Raw genomic sequence first — 17,109 nt, forward strand, 5'->3', positions numbered from 1 at the left:
TCGTGGTCGAGGGAGAGGCCGTCGAGGTGGACGGGAGGAGGCGGACGCTGACCGTCGTCCGCCCCGAGGTGGTCGCCGAGGGCGCGGCGGTCGTGCTGGTGCTGCACGGGTCCAACCAGGACGGTCGGATCGTCCGGAGGTTCGCCGGGTACGGCTTCGACGCGTTCGCCGAGCGGGGCGGGGCCGTGGTCGCCTACCTCGACGGGCACCGCGGCAACTGGAACGAGGCACGGGCGAGGTCGGACTTCGCGGCCAGGAGGGAGGGTTTCGACGACGTCGCCTTCGCGGGAGCGGTGGTCGACCTGCTGGTGTCGGAGCACCGGGTCGACCCCGCCCGCGTGCACGCCGTCGGGTACTCGGCGGGCGGCTCGATGGTGATCAGGCTGGCGCACGAGATCGGCCCGCGGCTGGCCGGGATCGGGCTCGTGGCGGCCACGCTGCCGGTGCCGGGGGAGCTGCTGCCGTTCGACGGGCCGGTCGTGCCGCTCCCGGTGGTCCTCTTCCACGGCACGAGGGACCGGCTCGTGCCGTACGACGGCGGCGTGACCAGCCTGTGGGGCTTCCGACCGCGCGGCCTCGGGCTGTCGGCGCGGGAGACCGCCGCGTACTTCGCCGGGCGCAACGGCATCACCGCCGCGCCCGAGTCGCACGACCTCGGCTCCAGCGCGGGCGATCGGACCGCGGTGGAGCGCACGGACCACCGGCAGGACGGCCGTCCGACGGTCACGCTGTACACGGTCCACGGTGGCGGGCACGTCGTCCCCGGTCCGGGACGGCCGCTGTTCGTCATGGGGAGGCCGACCCGCGGGCTCGTGGCGGCGCGCGCGCTGGGCGAGGCGTTCGGGCTGCCCGCCTGAGCCGGGTGGCCGCGGGTACCCTCCGCCGATGGACTCACGTGCACGGCTCACCCGGTGAGCGCCCGGTTCCAGGAACTGGACTGGCGACCGACGCCCCTGGGCGAACTCGTCCTGCGGCGCCGCCGCGACCCGCTGGACGGCAAGGACATCTACGAGATCAAGCTCGGCGGTGAGTTCCTGATGTCGAGCCTGTTCACCGTGGCCGAGGAGGAGCTGTCCCGGCTCGCGCTCGCCGAGCTGACCGGTACCGGGCTCGACGTGGTCGTGGGCGGGCTGGGGCTCGGCTACACCGCCCTCACGGTGCTGGAGAACGCCGACGTGCGGTCCCTCGTGGTGATCGACGCGCTCGCCGAGGTCATCGAGTGGCACGAGCGGGGCCTGATCCCGGCGGGCGCGACGCTGGCCGCCGATCCCCGCTGCGCACTGGTGAACGGTGACTTCTTCGCCCTCGCGCGGTCACCCGAAGGGCTGATCCCGCAGGAGCCCGGCCGCAGGTTCCACGCGATCGTGGTCGACATCGACCACTCGCCGCGGCACCTGCTGCACCCCGGCAACGCCGACTTCTACGAACTCGCCGGGCTCCGCCGGATCGCGGCGCTGCTGCGTCCGGGCGGGGTGTTCGCGCTGTGGTCGAACGACCCGCCGGACGAGGAGTTCACCGCCGAGCTGGCGCGGGCGTTCGTGGACGTGCGCGCCGAGGTCGTGAGCTTCGCGAACCCGTTGCAGGACCGCGACGCGACGAACACGGTGTACCTGGCGAAGGTGCCCTCCTGACACCGCCTCGGGGCGCCGCCGCGCCCCGAGGCCGAGGGGGATCAGGTCCTCAGCGCCTCGTCCAGGTGCTCCTGGACGTACCAGCCGACGGCACGGGCCGGGTCGATCGAGTCGACGGCCGCCCGCACCGCGGGCGCGTCGTGCGGACCCCAGAACACGTCGCCGTACCGCTCGTAGACGACGCCGTACCTGCCGTAGTCCGCGATGCCCCGCACGCCGATCGTCGCGTAGACGCCGTGGGGCGCCATGGGGTTCTTCATCCGCGACTGGTCGGTCTCGGCGCGCAGCGGCTCCTGGCAGGTGCCGACGGACTCGTCGTTGGTGCGGTGGCACACGTACCGCGTGTTCTCGGCGAGCAGCCGCCTCAGGTCGGACGGCAGCAGTTGCTTGGCGTTGACCCGCTTCGGCCCACCCGCGGGCGTCGCGGCGGGATGGGCGGGCACCGTGGTGCCGGTGCCGAACAGGCTCGACAGCAGCTCGGTGATGCCCGCTTGGACCAGGTTCCCGGTCAGCGCCAGCAGACCACCCCACTCCTGGTGCAGCTCGGGCGGCAGCACCGGGAAGCGCGGGCGCAGTGCGGCCGTCGTGTGGAACTCACGGGCCGTGCGGCCGATCCTGGTGTACGTGGCCCTGCTCAGGGATTCGCGCCCGGCCAGGCGCAGCGCGGCGCTCACGACTCCCTCCAACCGTGCTCGGCGACCGCGGTGAAGGCGCGCTCGACGTCGGTGGCCAGCCAGGCCGCGACCTCGGTCCTCGTGACACCCTCCAGGTCCGGGTCCGTGGCGAGCAGGTCCCGCAGGTCCCGCTCCAGGTCGGCCAGCACCGCCTCGGCCAGCCGCTCCGGCGAGGGCAGCGCGCTGCGGAACTCCTCGACCTCCTTCGTGACGGGCGTGGTCGACGCGGACCCGCCCGCGTCGACCACGGCCTTCGGCGTGCTCTCGGTGGCGGCAGCCACCGGGATCTTCTCGTTCATTCCCTGCCGTCTTTCGGTTCGGCGACGTCTGACACGAGGACACTCGCCGCCACCGCCGCGGGTGTTACACGCACCCGCGGCGACTTTTTTCCTTGCCGCTGCTGTGGATCAGCTCAGGTGGTGCACCTCCGGCAGCCCGTACACCGGCGTCGGGATGCCCTCGTAGCGGGCCTTGAGCTGGAGCGCGAGGTAGAGGGAGTAGTGCCGCGACTGGTGCAGGTTGCCGCCGTGGAACCACAGCGCCTCCTGCCGGGTGGGCTTCCACATGTTGCGCTGCTCACCCTCCCAGGGGCCGGGGTCCTTGGTCGTCGCCGAGCCGAGTCCCCACACCTTGCCCACCTCGTCCGCGACCTCCTGGGAGATCAGGTCGGCCGCCCAGCCGTTCATCGAGCCGTAGCCGGTGGCGTAGACGACCAGGTCGGCGGGCAGCTCCTCGCCGGTCGACAGGACGACGGCGTCCTCGGTGAGCCGGACGACGTCCACCCCGGAGCGGAGCTTGATGTCGCCGTTGGCCACCAGGTCCGAGGCGCCCACGTCGATGTAGTAGCCGGAGCCCCGCCGCAGGTACTTCATGAACAGCCCGGAGTCGTCGTCGCCGTAGTCCAGCAGGAACCCGGCCTGCTCCAGCCGGGCGTAGAAGTCCGCGTCGACCTCGCGGATCTCGTCGTACACCGGGATCTGGAACTCGTGCATGATCCGGTACGGCAGCGACGCGAACGTGAGGTCGGCCTTCTGCGTGGTCATGCCCGCGGCGACGGCCTCCTCGGAGTACAGGCCGCCCAGGGCGATCCTCATCAGCGAGTCGGACCGCACGACGTGCGTCGACGTCCGCTGCACCATCGTGACGTCGACGTCGTTCTCCCACAGGGCCGCGCAGATGTCGTGCGCGGAGTTGTTGGACCCGATCACGACGGCCCGCTCGCCGCGGTAGGCGTCCGGACCGGGGTGCTTCGACGAGTGGTGCTGGTCGCCGCGGAAGGTGTCCGCTCCCTCGAACTCCGGCACGTTCGCCTTGCCCGACATGCCCGTGGCGAGCACGAGTTCCCTGGGCCGCAACGTGATCTCCTCGCCGTCGCGGCGCACGAGGACCGTCCACACGCGAGCGTCCGCGTCGTAGGACGCGTTCAGGGCCTCGGTGGAGGTCCAGTAGTTCAGCTCCATGACCCGCGCGTACATCTCCAGCCAGTCCCCGATCTTGTCCTTCGGCGCGAACACCGGCCAGTTCTTCGGGAAGTCCAGGTACGGCAGGTGGTCGTACCAGACCGGGTCGTGCAGGCAGAGGGACTTGTAGCGGCTCCGCCACGCGTCACCGGCACGGGCACCGCGCTCCACGACGATCGTGGGCACGCCGAGCTGCCGCAGCCGGGCGCCCAGCGCGATGCCGCCCTGCCCGCCGCCGATCACCAGGGTGTGCGGCTGCGTGGTGCGACCGAGCTCCTCGGCCTCCTGGACCCGCTTCTCCAGCCACGTCCTCCGGTTCCGGTCGGCGCCGTGCTCGGCGCCCCTGGGACGCCTGCCGTCGACCGGTTCCTCGTGGCCGATCAGCTCGTTCATCGTCGTGAGCAGCGTCCACACCAGACCGTCGCGGAGCCGGACGTGGCCGGTGCAGCGGCCGACGGACGTCTCGAACGCGATCCACGACTCCACCACGCCGTCGCCCTCGGACGCCCCGCCCAGGTCGTCGGCGATCCGGAACGCGTGCGGCCGCACCCGCTCCAGGGTCGCGGCGAGCATGTCCCGCACGCCGTCGCGCCCCTCCACCGTGACGATGTTCCAGGTGAACGCGACCAGGTCGCGCCAGTAGGACTCCTCGCCGAACAGGGCGGCCACCGCGTCGGGTTCACCGGAGGCGAGCGCCGACTCGAAGTCGGCGAGCCACGCGGTGACCTTCGCCGTCGCGTCGACGGGGGTCAGGGTTTCTGTCATGAGGCGACTCCGGTTCTGCTCGGGGGACTGGGGGCGGTCCGAAGGCGCCGCACGGCCGGGGCCGTGGACGCGGGCAGGAGCTGGTCGGGTGAGGCCGGGTGGACGACCTCGACGTCCACCCGGTCGGCGAAGCGGTACGGGTGGCCACCCAGCCGTGCGGGTCTGTCGCCGGCACCGGGTCGCGGGTGCCCGCCGGCAGCGGCGACGCGGTGGCGCGCAGCGCGTCGCGCATCCCGCGGTGCTCGTCGCGCGGTAACGACCCGGCCATCCTCGCCGCCGCGTCCACCAGGGCCTGCGTGCTCGGGCGCACGGTCGCCGCCGCGCCGCTCACGTCCACCACGCCGAGCAGGCCGCCGTCGACCGGGCCCAGCGCCGGGGCGGGGTCGCGGCCGTGGTCGGGGTCGACGCCGAAGCCGACCGCGCGCCGCCACGAGTCGCCCACCAGGTCGCGCGGGGCAGCGGGCGGGGCGGTCACCGGCCGGCGCGGCGTCGCGGATCCGCCGCAGCAGGTGGGCGTGGCGGCCGGGGTCCTCGCCCGCGGGCACGGCCGCCTCGAACGGTCCGGGGAACGCTGTGTCACGGGTCACAGGTCGAGTGTCGCGCCGCGGCGCCGCCGGCACCACGGTCGTCGTGCTCCCGCCCATGCTCACCTGACCCCGTCGTCGGGCAACCGGCCCGCACGGCAGACCCTTCCGGTTCTTCGGGGCACGCGGAACGGTTGCAGGGGAGGTTGCGGTCGCGGGCGTGGGGTTGGATGGGGGCGACGAGGTCAGGAGGGACACCCGACGTGCCGCACGCCACCGCCCCGGACGGGGTCGCCATCGCCTACCAGGTCCGCGGGGGCGGCGACCCGCTCGTCCTGCTGTCCGGCCAGGCCAACAGCCACGAGTGGTGGGACGACGTCCGCGAGGACTTCCACGGCTCGCGGACCACGATCACGCTCGACTACCGGGGGACCGGCGACAGCGGCGAGTCGTCGTCGACCTACAGCACCCGGCGGTTCGCGGCGGACGTGGTCACCGTGCTCGACCACCTCGGCGTCGAGCGGGCCGACGTGTACGGCACGTCCATGGGCGGGCGGGTGGCGCAGTGGGTGGCCGCGCTGCACCCCGCCCGCGTCCGGGGGCTCGTGCTGGGCTGCACCTCGCCCGGCGGGAGGCACGGGTTCGAGCGGACCGACGAGGTGCGCCGGTCGCTGGCCGTGCCGGACCCCGCGAAGGTGCGGCTCGCCCTGCTCGACCTGATGTACACACCGGGGTGGCTGGCCACCCACCCCGGCCCGTACCGCACGCTGGGCGACCGCCGGATGTCCCCGCGCGCCCGTCGCGGCCACCTGTCGGCCAGCAACCTGCACGACGCGTGGGACGTGCTGCCCGACATCACCGCCCCGACGCTCGTGGTGCACGGGGACGCCGACGTCTTCAACCCCACCGCGAACGCGCCGCTGCTGGCGGACCGGATCCCCGGCGCCCGGCTGGTGCTGGTGCCGGGGGCCCGGCACGCGTACTTCGAGGAGTTCCGCGCCACCGCGAGCCCGCTGGTGCTCGACTTCCTCGACCACGTCGTGTCCGAAGTGGACTGATCAGGTGTCGACCAGGGCCGACACCGGGACCGAGGAGGCTGTCATGAGCGGCGCGGCTGAGGAGCACCGGACCGTCGCCGGGGTGTTCACCGACCGGGTGCGCGGCGTCGCGCCGGGGCGGTGGGACGACCCGGCCCCGTGCGAGGGCTGGGTCGCGCGGGACGTGGTGCGTCACCTGGTCGAGTGGTTCCCCGCGTTCCTGAAGTCCGGCGCGGACGTCGACCTGCCCCGAGGACCCTCCGTCGACGACGACCCGGTGGCGGCGTGGACCGTGCACAGCGACGGCGTGCAGGCGCTGCTGGACGACCCGGCCACGGCGGGCCGGGTGCTGAGGAACCCGCACATCGGCGAGGTCCCGCTCGACCGCGCCGTCGACGTGTTCTACACGAGCGACGTCTTCCTGCACACGTGGGACCTGGCGCGCGCCACCGGGCAGGACGAGCGGCTCGACCCGGAGCGGTGCGAGCGGCTGCTGAGCGGCATGGAGGCGGCGGACGGGGCGCTGCGGTCCAGCGGGCACTACGGGCCGAAGGTCGGGGTGGCCGCCGACGCCGACGCGCGGACCAGGCTGATCGCGTTCAGCGGTCGGACGCCGTAGGGGCCCTGTCGGCCAGGTCCTGGACGCCGATCACACCCAGCAGCCGGAGCTGGTCCACGGCGGGGCTGCCCGCGGGCGCGGTGAAGAACTGGAGGCGCTGCCTGCCGTCCTCGCTGAAGAGGTTCTGGCAGTGCACGTCGAGCGTGCCCAGCGTCGGGTGGTTGACGCGCTTGCGGTCGCCGCGCCGCACCGCGACGTCACCGGTGGCCCACAGGTCGGCGAACTCGGGGCCGGAGCGGAGCAGCCTGGCGACCATGTCGGCGGTGGCCGGGTCCCCACCGCGCCGGGCCACGGCCGCGCGCAGGTCGTGGACCAGGACCTTCGAGTGGTGCGGGTGGTCGGCCCGCGGGTAGACGGCGCGGGTGTCGGGCTCGGTGAACCAGCGGTACACGAAGCTCGCCGCGTGCCCGGTCCGCCTCGGTGGCTCGCCGAGCAGGGCCCGCGCGAGGTGGTTCTGCGCCAGCGTCTCGTGCAGGTCGGTGATGATCTGCGCCGGTGTCGTGTCCAGGCGGTCCAGCAGCGCGAGCATCGCGGGCTGGACGTGGGTGGACGCGCCGCTCACCGCGGGCGGCGGCCGGTCCGCCAGGCGGTAGAGGTGGTCGCGCTCGTCGTGGTCCAGGCGCAGAGCCCTGGCCAGCGCGCCGAGCATCTGCGCCGACGGCTGCGTGCCGCGCCCGCGTTCCAGCTCGGTGTAGTAGTCCACCGACGCGCCCGCGAGCTGGGCGACCTCGTCGCGGCGCAGGCCGGGGACGCGGCGGCGCGGCCCGGTCGGCAGGCCGACCTCGGCGGGCGTGATCCGCGCGCGTCGGGACCTCAGGAAGGCGGCGAGTTCGGACGGTTTCACGGCTCCAGTGTGCTGGTGGCCGCCACCGGTAGCCAGGGGGTGGCGACCCCTGGGTGGACGGCGCCTGGTTGGTCGGCCGCGGGGGCGGCACAGTCGTGGGGTCACGTCGAAAAGGGAGAGACCATGCCGTTCGCCAACCTGAAGGTGCCCGCCGGAACGCTCACGGCGGAGCAGAGGGAAGTGCTCGTCACGAAGGTGTCCGACCTGTACGCCGAGATGTTCGGGGAGCAGGCCCGCGCCACCACGATGGTGCTCGTCGAGGACGTCGTCGACGGTGGCTGGGGCATCGGGGGCCGGGTGCTGACCCTCGCGGCGCTGCGGGGCGCCGACGCGTGAGGCCGCGTCCCGGCACGGTGCTCCACCGCCGTGCCGGGACGCGGAAATCGCCTAACGCTTCCGTCCCGCCGCCGTGTAGAAGTGCTGTCGGCGGAGCACCGGGTGACGGGGGACGGGGACGTGGGCGTGTCGGTGAGGGAGTTCGAGGCCGAGCGGGAGCGGTTGCGGTACGCGCGGGAGTGCCTGGCCCGCGACCGCGAGGAGGTGGTGCGGTCGGCGAAGGCGATGGAGGCCCGCGGCGACGACCCCGACCTGGTCGCGTGGCTGTACCGGCGGGCGTTCCAGCTGGAGGACCGCGACGACGCGCCGCTGTTCTTCGGTCGGATCGACGGCCCGCTGCCCGAGCCGGTCTACATCGGCAGGCGGCACGTCGGCGACGGGGACAACGAGCCCGCGGTGGTCGACTGGCGCACCGGGATGGCCACCAGGTTCTACCGGGCCACCGGCGCCGAGCCGATGGAGGTCGTGCGCCGCAGGCGGTTCGGGTTCGCCGACGACGCGATGACCGGGTACGACGACGAGCACCTGACGCCGGAGTTCGACGACGGCCTGAGCGCGTTCGTGCGGCGGCAGATCGAAATGGCCCACTACGGGCCGATGCGCGACATCGTCGCGACCATCCAGCCCGACCAGGACCACGTCGTCCGGCGCGACGCCTCGCGCGCGCTGGTCGTGCAGGGCGGGCCGGGGACCGGCAAGACGGCCGTCGGGCTGCACCGCGCCGCGTACCTGCTCTACGAGCACCAGCGGATCCGCAGGCGCGGGGTGCTGGTGGTCGGGCCGAACGACACGTTCGTGCACCACATCTCCCGCGTGCTGCCCACCCTGGGCGAGGTCGACTGCCGCCACGTCTCCCTCGCCGGGCTCGTCGGCGCGGACCGGGCCGCCGCGGAGGACCCGGCGGTGGCGGCGCTGAAGGGCGACCGCCGCCTGGCGACGGTGCTGCACCGGGCCGTGCGGTCCGAGGTGGGCCGACCGACCGAGGACTTCCTCGTCACCGACACCAGCCCCTACATCCGCGTGCACCCGGAGGAGGTGGAGGTGCTGGCGCGCGACCTCCTCGCGGACCACACGCCCTTCGGGCCCGCCAGGGACCTCATGCGGGACCGCGTGGCCAACCGCGTGCGCCGCAAGCTGGAGCTGCGGGGCCGGGCCCCGAGCGACACCGCCACCCGCAAGCTCGCCCGGTCCAGGCAGGCCCGTGCCCTGGTCGAGTCGATCTGGCCGGTGCTCAAACCCGGCGACGTGCTGCTGCGCCTCTACGCCGATCCCCGGCACCTCGCGCGCTGCGCGGACGGGGTGCTCTCCCCGGACGAGCAGCGCGCGCTGGGCTGGACCACGCCCCCGGCCAGGGCGAGCCGTGCGCGGTGGACCGCCGCGGACCACGTGCTGCTGGACGAGCTGGCCTGGCTGCTCGACGAGCAGCCCCGCACGGGCCACATCGTCCTCGACGAGGCGCAGGACCTGTCCGCGATGCAGCTCCGCGCGGTCGGCCGCCGCTGCGCGGGCACCCTGACCCTGCTCGGCGACCTGGCCCAGCAGACCACCCCCTGGGGTCTGCCCACGTGGGACGACGTGCTCGCCGAACTCGGCCACGCGGGCGACGTCGTCACCCTGGACACCAGCTACCGCGTGCCCCAGCAGGTCCTCGACATCGCCAACCGGGTGCTGGCCCGCGTCGCGCCGGACCTGCAGGCGACGACCTCGGCGCGGTCGGCCGCCGACGCGGTCAGCGTGCTCCGGGCCGACGCGGGAGGCGCGGCTCGTGCCATCGCCGACCTGGTGCGGGACCTCCCGGTGGAGAGGGGAGGCGTCGGCGTCATCACCGCCGACGCGGACGCCGAGGCGCTGCGCGCGGCGTTGACCGCCGAGGGCGTGGAGCCGGTCCGGCCGCACGAGCTGGACCGGGAGCGCAGGCTGGCGCTGGTGCCCGCGGGCGCGGCGAAGGGGCTGGAGTTCGACACCGTGGTGCTGGTCGACCCCCACCGCCTGCTCGACGACGGCGAGGTGGGGCAGCGGCTGCTCTACGTCGCGCTCACCAGAGCCGTCTCGCACCTGGCGATCGTCCACACCGCCGAACTGCCCGAGGTGCTCGGGCTGGCCTGACCGGTTCGTCCACGGCGGACGCGGGTACCCGACCGGACGCCCCGTTCGGCGGCAGCGCTTCGGCGGGTCCTGACAACGTGGGCAGAACGCGGCGGCTTTCGTTGACACCGCCGTTCCCGCTCGAAGGTGGGGCTCGTCGGGCTGGTGCCCGGCCCGGCTTTCCGTCCGACGAGAGGAGACCAGGCATGCGGTGGAACCTCAGGAGGTTCGGCACGGCCGCGCTCGGGCTGGTGCTCGCCGCCGGGGCGGCGGTGGCGGCGGGCCCGCCCGCGTCGGCGGAGTCCAACGGGGAGTGCGGGTGATGCCGCTCGGCGACTCGATCACCGACGGCTTCAACGTCCCCGGCGGCTACCGGATCGACCTGTGGGAGCGCATGGCGTCGGGCGGGCACACCGTCGACTTCGTCGGGTCGGGGTTCACCGGGCGGTCGTGGGTGCGGGGCCGGGCACGTGCGTGGACGTGGTGTCGGGCGGTACCGCGAACGGGACGGCGGTGGTGCGCGGCGCTGGTCGGCCCGGTAGGTCGCACTCGGCAGGTCCACAGTGGAACGGGCCGCTCCGGACGTCCCGGAGCGGCCCGTTCTCGTGGTGCTACGCGGTGAGCAGGGTCAGACCGTAGACCCTGAGGATCTCGTTGATGGGCTGGAACCAGGTGCGGCCGCCGCTGGAGCAGTTGCCGTACCCGCCCGAGGTCACGCCCTGGGCCTGGTCACCGGTGATGAAGGAACCACCCGAGTCGCCGCCCTCGGCGCACACGCTGGTGCCGACCATCTCGTAGACGGCGCCCTGCGCGTAGTTGACCGTCTCGTTGCGACCCTGGATCACGCCGCAGTGCCAGTGCGTGGTCGAACCCGAACGGCACACGGACGTGCCGGGGGGCGCCTCCCACGAGCCGCGCACGAGCGCGTCGCTGACCTGGCCCCACCCGAGGACGACGGGCGCGTTCCACCAGCCGCCGCCGGTGCGGACCCACGCGTAGTCGTTGCCGGGGAAGGAGGAGCCGCCGAAGTTGCCCTGGAACGAGCGGTCCCAGCCGTACACGGCCGCGCCGCCACCTCCGCAGTGGCCCGCGGTGACGTAGCCGCCGTGCACGGAGAAGCCGATGGAGCACCGCACGTTGCCGGTGTAGTACGGGTCGCCGCCGACGGTGCCCGCCGCGAACGTCGTCGGCGCCTGGACGCCGTCGGTGTTCACGATGACCGGGCCGGACTGCTTGACCGTGTCGAGGAAGGCCTCGACCTCGGCGGTGCGGGCGCCGGGCTGGACGTCCACGACGACGCCGCCCTGGCGGGCGTCGACCCGCCAGCCGCTGACACCAGCGGGCACGGCCTTGGCCTTGGACAGGCCGTCGATGCCGCTCTTGACGGAGGCGAGCTTGGCCGCGCTGTGCGTCGCGGTCGTGGTCTCGGCCCCGGTGGCCCGCACGGCGCGGGCCTTGCCCTGGTCGGTCAGGGCGACGACGAGCTTGCCCTTCGCGGCGTCGAACCAGCTGCCGCCGTAGGCGTCACCGGCCGCCGCGGTCGCGGTGTCCGCGATCCTGGTGGCCGTGGCCTCCTGGCGGATTCTCGTCTTGGCCTGCTGCTCGTCGAGGCCGAGGTCCTGGCGCATGGCCTGGATCAGCCCCGGCGACAGCTCGGGTTCGGCGGGGGCGGCGGACGAGGTGGGCGTGAGGCCGAGGGCCATTCCCACCACCAGCAGGCCGGTCATGCCGAGCCTGGTCATCCTGCTACATCGCATGGTTCTCCTTCGGTGCAGCGCAGGGACCCGCGGCGGCGAAGGAGGGTTCGCGCCACGGGGGCGAGCACGGCTCCGCTGCCAGGGCGGGTGGCGACGGCGCCGATCGGGAAGTGAGAGCGCTCCCACTTACCTGTGCGCCACTGTCGCAACGCCGGGGCGCTCCCGTCAATCCCCGTGAACCGAAGTCTGTGGTCGCCGCCCGAACGGGCAGTGGTCCGGACCAGTTCGCCGGATGACCGGGCGGTAACCGGGCGTGGGGTTGGGCCAAACGGTCAGTCCGGTTGCTACCAAGGCCCCACAAGGTCGAACAAGATCCCCCGTGACGGCTGTTTACAACGTTGTATCGAGGCGGCTATAAACATCCCGGTGGCAGCGCGGCGTTGCGTTCCCAGGGCGTTGCGGCGGAGTTTCGACGACCTTGGGGGTTCCCGTGCCCGATCGACGAGTCAGGCTCGGCGCGCTCGGTGTCGCGCTGGTGTTCGCGGCCTCCACCGTGGTGGCCGTGACCGCAGCGTCCGCAGCGCCCGCCGTGACCGCAGCGCCCGCAGCGCCCGCCGTGACCGCCGCACCGTCGGCCGCCGCGCCGATGTACCCGGAGGTCGGTCGGGGCACGAGCGTGCTCGACCACCGCGCGAAGCTGGCCGGGTTCGTGGAGCCGGAGTGGTACGAGGCCAACGTCCCGTTCGTCGACCTGCCGGACCGGTCCATCGAGGACACGTACTACTACCGCTGGCGCACCTACAAGGAGGCGCTGAAGTACACCGGTCCCCGTGACGGGTGGATCGTCTCGGAGTTCCTCGGCCCGGTCGGCTACTCCGCGCCCGGCGGCGGGATCGTGGCCGCCGCGGGCCACCACGTCTACGAGGGCCGGTGGCTGCGCGACACCCGCTACCTCGACGACTACCTCGACTACTGGCTCACCGGCAGCGGCGCGGGACCGAAGCCCGCCACCGACTTCCTCAACGAGAACACCACCGACTGGGCCCACCAGTACTCGTTCTGGGCCGCCGACGCGGTGCTCGCGCGGGCGTCGGTGGACGGCCGGTTCGGCTTCGCCGTGGACCGCCTGCCGCAGCTGGAGAAGCAGTGGGCAGCCTGGTCCGGGCAGTTCGACCGCGACCTCGGCCTGTACTGGCAGGTGCCCGTGTGGGACGCGATGGAGTACACCGCCGGCTCCTACCAGAGCGACGACCCCTACCACGGCGGTGCGGGCTTCCGGCCGACGCTCAACGCCTACCAGTACGGCGACGCGAAGGCCATCGCGAGCCTGCTGCGCCTGCGCGGCGACAAGCGGGGCGCGGAGAGGTACGAGCGCGACGCGAAGGCGCTCCAGACCGCCGTGGAGCAGCGGCTGTGGGACGCCGAGGGCGGGTTCTACAAGCACGTGGCCCGCGACGACAACCCCGGCCGCACGAAGCTCGCCGACCGCGAGCAGATCGGCTTCATCCCCTGGTACTTCCACATGGCGCCCGCCGCGAACTCCGAGGCGTGGAGCCGGCTCACCGACCCCGCGGGCTTCGCCGCGCCGTTCGGGCCGACGACCGTGGAGCGCCGCAGCCCGTGGTACATGCACGACGCGCTCAAGGGTTGCTGCCGCTGGTCGGGCCCGAGCTGGCCGTACGCCACGAGCCAGACGCTGACCGCGATGGCCAACCTGCTCGCGGACTACCCGGCGCAGTCCGCCGTGGACCGGCAGGACTACTACGACGTGCTGCGCGGCTACGCGGCCACCCAGCGCAAGAACGGCGTCCCGTACGTGGCGGAGGCGCACCACCCCGACGAGGACCGCTGGATCTACGACGGCCGTGGGCACAGCGAGGACTACAACCACTCGACGTTCAACGACCTGGTGCTCTCCGGCCTGCTGGGCATCCGGCCGCGGCAGGGTGACGGGGTCCGCCTGTCGCCGCTGGTGCCCGACGACTGGGACCACTTCGCGGTGGAGAACGTGCCCTACCACGGGCGGAACCTGTCGGTGGTGTGGGACCGCGACGGCACGACCTACGGCCAGGGCTCGGGTCTGCGCGTGTGGGTCGACGGCACGCTCGTGCACCGCCAGTCCGACCTGCGCGCCGTCGACGTGGAGTTCGCGCGGGGCGGCGGTCCCGCCGCGGTGCCGCTGGTCGACGACCTCGCCAACGCCGCCACCGCGACGGCCTCCTACTCGTGGTCCGCCGACAGCCCGACCGAGGCGGTCGACGGCCAGGACTTCCACCTCGACGTGCCCACGACCCGCTGGACCACCTACGGCAGCCCCCACCGCGAGGACTGGCTCGTCGTCGACCTCGGCGCGCCGACGCGCGTGTCGGACGTGCGGCTGTCGTTCTACGACGACGGCGGCGGGGTCCGCACACCGGACGCCTACGCGCTGGAGCACCGCGCGCCCGACGGGTCGTGGACCGCCGTGCCGGGGCAGAGCCGGACCCCGGCGACGCCGGAGCGCGGTCGCGTCAACCGGGTGGTCGTCGAGCCCGCGGTGCTCACCAGCGCGCTGCGCGTCCGCCCGACCAGGAACGACGGCGGCGCGGTGGGCATCACCGCCCTCCAGTCGTGGCGGGCCGAGGACAGCCGGGTGAGCGTCGACCTGCGCGCCGACGACGGGCTCCTGCACGTCCGCTCCGGTGGCACCACCGAGGTCGGGGCGGTGGTGCGGACCACGACACCGCTCACCGTGCGGCCGGAGCTCCAGGTGCCCCCCGGCTGGACGGCGACGTCCACCGGACCCCGCTTCGTCACGCCCGGTCGCCCGGCGGAGCTGCGCTGGACCGTGACCGCGCCCCCGTCGCTGACGCCCGGCACCCGCGCCCCGGTGCGGCTCCTGGTGTCCACCGCGGGCGGGCGGACGACCGGCGACCTCGTCACGGCCGAGGCGGTCTTCGACCCGGCCGACTTCGCGAACGTCGTGTGGGACGACGGGTTCGACACCGCCAGGGCCTACGGCGTCGGGGCCCGCTTCGGCGAGCCCGCGCCGACCGTGGGCGTCTCCGCCGGAACGCTCACCGCCACCGCCGCCGGAGCGCAGTCCGCCGCGGTGCTCACCGCGCCGGTGAAGGCGCCGCCCGGCGACCTCGCGGTCGTCCTCACGCCCTCGTCGTTCACCGGGGCCTCCCCGGAGGACAGCGTGCTGGCCGGGATCGCCGCCGGGGCGGACGACCTCGTGCTGTCCTGGTACAACAACAGGTCCCGAACGTCCGGAGTGGACGTTCGGGTCGGCGGCCGGGACCTCGGCGACAGCGCCACGGGCGGGTGCTGCGCCGACGTGACGTGGGCGCCCGGCGACCGGATCGCCGTCGTGTTCGGCACGTCGACCATGACGAGCTGGCTCGGCCGCGGCAGCACGTGGCGGTTGCTGCGGACCGCGCCGTACGGCACGGCGGTCACCCCGGAGCGGCGCGCCACGTGGTCCCCGGCCATCGGCGTGCGCCTCACCTCGGGCACCCTCGCGCTCGACCGGATGACGGTGCTCAGCCGTCCCGTTGGATGAGGAACTCAACCAGTACGCTCGTCCCATGGGCACGCACGAGACGAACGCGCGGCTGGTCGACCAGATGATCAGCCTCAGCGCGCTGGTGGTCGGCATGACCAGGGGCGTCGTCGAGGGCGAGGGGCTCACCGAGTCGCAGGCCAACCTGCTCTGGCTGGTCGACCCCGCCGGCGACCCGCTGTCGCTGCGGCAGCTCGCCGCGCGGCTGCGGTGCGACCCGTCGAACATCACCCTGATCAGCGCCAAGCTGGAGGAGAAGGGGCTCGCCGTGCGGGCGCCCCACCCCGCCGACGGTCGCGTCCGGACGCTCGTGCTCACCGACGCGGGACGGGAGGTCCGCGAGCGGCTGCTCGCGGGCGCGTACGAGCGGTCGCCGTTCGCGTCGCTGGGGGAGCGGGAGCAGCAGCAGCTGCACCGGCTGCTGGGCAAGGTGCTCGCCGAGAGCCGGGCGACCTGAGACGGGCGGCCGAGGTCGGGGGAACCCCGGCGGGCCGCCGTCCGACTCGTGTGCGGAGCACCTTTCGCCGAGCACACGGGAGTCCCTGTGGAACGTCGTACCTTCCTGAGCGCGTCCATGCTGTCCGCCGGAGCGGTGGCGGTCGGTGTCCCGGAGGCGTCGGCGGCGGGGCCGCTGCGCGTGCAGGTCCTGCTGTTCGACGGAGTGGAGGAGCAGGACTTCGCCGGGCCGCTGGAGGTGCTGGGCCTGGCGGCGAACGTCGCGGGGGTGAAGGTGTCGCAGGTGACCACGGGCAGGCCGGGGCGGGTGACCGCGCGCTACGGCACCCGGATCGACGTGCCGAACGGGTGGTCGCCGCAGGACGCCGACGTGCTGGTGGTGCCGGGTGGCGGGTACGGCGACAAGACCGGTCCCGGCGTGAACGCGCTGATCAAGGACAAGGCGTTCCTCGGCCGGCTCGCCGCGGCGAGCGTGCTGCCGGTGGGCGTGTGCACGGGCGTGATGGTCCTGTCGGCCGCCGGGCTGACCAGGGGGCGGCCGTGCACGACGCACTCGGGCGCGAAGGCCGACCTCGCGGCGCAGGGCGGAGTCGTGGTCGACGCCCGCGTGGTGGACGACGGCACCCTGGTCACCGCGGGCGGCATCACCTCCGGCATCGACGCCGCCCTCTGGCTGGTCGAGCGGCACGCGGGCGCCAAGGCGGCGCAACGCCTCGAAACCGTGCTGGAGTACGAGCGCCGCGGCACGGTCTGGCGCGCCTGACCAGGTCCGGCCGGGCCTTCGGTGCCGTGCTGGGCGACCTGGGGGGCCTGCCGGGCCGTCCTCGTCCCGTGACGGCGGTCAGCCGCCGGACGTGCAGGTGACGTCCGGCGGCTCGGTCGCCGGGCCGACGGCGGTGAAGCCCAGGGTGGTGGTCCCGTCCACGGGCAGGCTCGCGTTGTAGTCGGCACTGGTCACCGTCACCGAGTCCGCGCTCCTGGAGAGGACGCCGTTCCACAGGTTGTCGATCACGCTGGCCGCCGGTTGGGGCCAGGTCACGGTCCAGCCCGCGAGCGTCCGGCCGCTCGCGTTGCGCACGACCACCTCGGCCTGGTAGCCGTCGGGCCAGGAGTTGGTGACCCGGAGCCGGGCGGCGCACCCGGCCGGTGCCGTGGTGGTCGTCGTGGTGGTGGCGGCGCTCGCGGTGGTGCCGGTCGGGGCGGACCGGGCATCGCCCGCAGGCGGCTCGCTCCGCAGCGACACGCCGACCACGACGCCGATGGCGACCAGCGCCGCGGCACCGGCGGCGAGGGCGACCTTCCGCCAGGGCACGCGCCGGGGAACGGCCATCGTCTGCGTGCCCCCGGTCGGCGGCACCCCGTCGATCGGCCCCGTGTCGTCGGGCCGGGGCGGGTCGTCGGGGCGGGAGGTGTTGTCGGGCTGGGGCGACTCGTCGG

General features: G+C 73.9%; 15 protein-coding genes. 9 read left to right on the forward strand and 6 right to left on the reverse strand.

What is annotated here, in order from left to right:
* The first annotated feature begins 2 nt into the window (after positions 1-2).
* Together VFZ92_RS26930 and VFZ92_RS26935 are read left to right on the forward strand one after the other, a co-directional pair.
* The gene (locus VFZ92_RS26930; protein WP_330878830.1) at positions 3-857 is read left to right on the forward strand and encodes a PHB depolymerase family esterase; all 855 of its coding nucleotides are present in this window, start codon (positions 3-5) and stop codon (positions 855-857) included.
* Between the two features lie 54 nt (positions 858-911).
* Positions 912-1,631 (forward strand): spermidine synthase, encoded by a 720-nt coding sequence (locus tag VFZ92_RS26935; RefSeq protein ID WP_330878831.1) that lies wholly within the window; start codon positions 912-914, stop codon positions 1,629-1,631.
* Between the two features lie 41 nt (positions 1,632-1,672).
* Here VFZ92_RS26935 and VFZ92_RS26940 read toward each other — a convergent pair whose 3' ends face one another.
* The 3 genes from VFZ92_RS26940 to VFZ92_RS26950 all read right to left on the reverse strand — a co-directional run bounded on the left by VFZ92_RS26940 (position 1,673) and on the right by VFZ92_RS26950 (position 4,530).
* Positions 1,673-2,305 (reverse strand): hypothetical protein, encoded by a 633-nt coding sequence (locus VFZ92_RS26940; protein WP_330878832.1) that lies wholly within the window; start codon positions 2,303-2,305, stop codon positions 1,673-1,675.
* Positions 2,302-2,604, reverse strand: a complete 303-nt coding sequence (locus VFZ92_RS26945; RefSeq protein WP_330878833.1) for a hypothetical protein — start codon at positions 2,602-2,604, stop codon at positions 2,302-2,304. Before VFZ92_RS26945 ends, VFZ92_RS26940 begins: the two co-directional genes overlap by 4 nt.
* Before the next feature lie 108 nt (positions 2,605-2,712).
* Entirely contained in the window at positions 2,713-4,530 is a 1,818-nt protein-coding gene (locus VFZ92_RS26950) for an NAD(P)/FAD-dependent oxidoreductase (RefSeq protein WP_330878834.1), read from the reverse strand.
* A gap of 754 nt (positions 4,531-5,284) precedes the next feature.
* Here VFZ92_RS26950 and VFZ92_RS26955 point away from each other — a divergent pair.
* The gene (locus VFZ92_RS26955; RefSeq protein ID WP_414720025.1) at positions 5,285-6,112 is read left to right on the forward strand and encodes an alpha/beta fold hydrolase; all 828 of its coding nucleotides are present in this window, start codon (positions 5,285-5,287) and stop codon (positions 6,110-6,112) included.
* Between the two features lie 43 nt (positions 6,113-6,155).
* On the forward strand, positions 6,156-6,710 hold the full coding sequence (locus VFZ92_RS26960; protein ID WP_330878836.1) for a TIGR03086 family metal-binding protein: 555 nt from the start codon (positions 6,156-6,158) through the stop codon (positions 6,708-6,710).
* Here the strand turns inward: VFZ92_RS26960 and VFZ92_RS26965 are convergent.
* Positions 6,691-7,554, reverse strand: a complete 864-nt coding sequence (locus VFZ92_RS26965) for a helix-turn-helix transcriptional regulator (RefSeq protein WP_330878837.1) — start codon at positions 7,552-7,554, stop codon at positions 6,691-6,693. The genes VFZ92_RS26960 and VFZ92_RS26965 overlap by 20 nt on opposite strands.
* 123 nt (positions 7,555-7,677) lie before the next feature.
* Between VFZ92_RS26965 and VFZ92_RS26970 the strand changes: the two genes are divergently transcribed.
* The gene (locus tag VFZ92_RS26970; protein WP_330878838.1) at positions 7,678-7,890 is read left to right on the forward strand and encodes a tautomerase family protein; all 213 of its coding nucleotides are present in this window, start codon (positions 7,678-7,680) and stop codon (positions 7,888-7,890) included.
* Between the two features lie 102 nt (positions 7,891-7,992).
* Positions 7,993-9,996, forward strand: a complete 2,004-nt coding sequence (locus VFZ92_RS26975) for a HelD family protein (RefSeq protein WP_330878839.1) — start codon at positions 7,993-7,995, stop codon at positions 9,994-9,996.
* Between the two features lie 590 nt (positions 9,997-10,586).
* On the opposite strand, the gene VFZ92_RS26980 is transcribed toward VFZ92_RS26975, so the two are convergent.
* Positions 10,587-11,732 carry a S1 family peptidase gene (locus VFZ92_RS26980; RefSeq protein WP_414720026.1) on the reverse strand — a complete coding sequence of 382 codons (1,146 nt, stop codon included), beginning with the start codon at positions 11,730-11,732 and terminating at the stop codon, positions 10,587-10,589.
* 430 nt (positions 11,733-12,162) lie between these two features.
* Here VFZ92_RS26980 and VFZ92_RS26985 point away from each other — a divergent pair, with 430 nt between their 5' ends.
* The 3 genes from VFZ92_RS26985 (at position 12,163) to VFZ92_RS26995 (ending at position 16,435) form a co-directional block, all read left to right on the forward strand.
* Positions 12,163-15,216: an MGH1-like glycoside hydrolase domain-containing protein gene (locus VFZ92_RS26985; RefSeq protein WP_330878840.1), complete on the forward strand. Its 3,054-nt coding sequence runs from the start codon at positions 12,163-12,165 to the stop codon at positions 15,214-15,216.
* Positions 15,217-15,241: 25 nt separating this feature from the next.
* Complete coding sequence (locus tag VFZ92_RS26990; protein ID WP_330878841.1) at positions 15,242-15,673, forward strand: MarR family winged helix-turn-helix transcriptional regulator; 432 nt, start codon at positions 15,242-15,244, stop codon at positions 15,671-15,673.
* Between the two features lie 87 nt (positions 15,674-15,760).
* On the forward strand, positions 15,761-16,435 hold the full coding sequence (locus VFZ92_RS26995) for a DJ-1/PfpI family protein (RefSeq protein ID WP_330878842.1): 675 nt from the start codon (positions 15,761-15,763) through the stop codon (positions 16,433-16,435).
* A gap of 78 nt (positions 16,436-16,513) precedes the next feature.
* Here the strand turns inward: VFZ92_RS26995 and VFZ92_RS27000 are convergent.
* Positions 16,514-17,109: cellulose binding domain-containing protein (locus VFZ92_RS27000; RefSeq protein WP_330878843.1), on the reverse strand; the 596-nt coding region annotated here is incomplete at its 5' end.

Source organism: Umezawaea sp. (assembly GCF_036375055.1).
In the GTDB taxonomy this organism is placed as follows: domain Bacteria; phylum Actinomycetota; class Actinomycetes; order Mycobacteriales; family Pseudonocardiaceae; genus Umezawaea.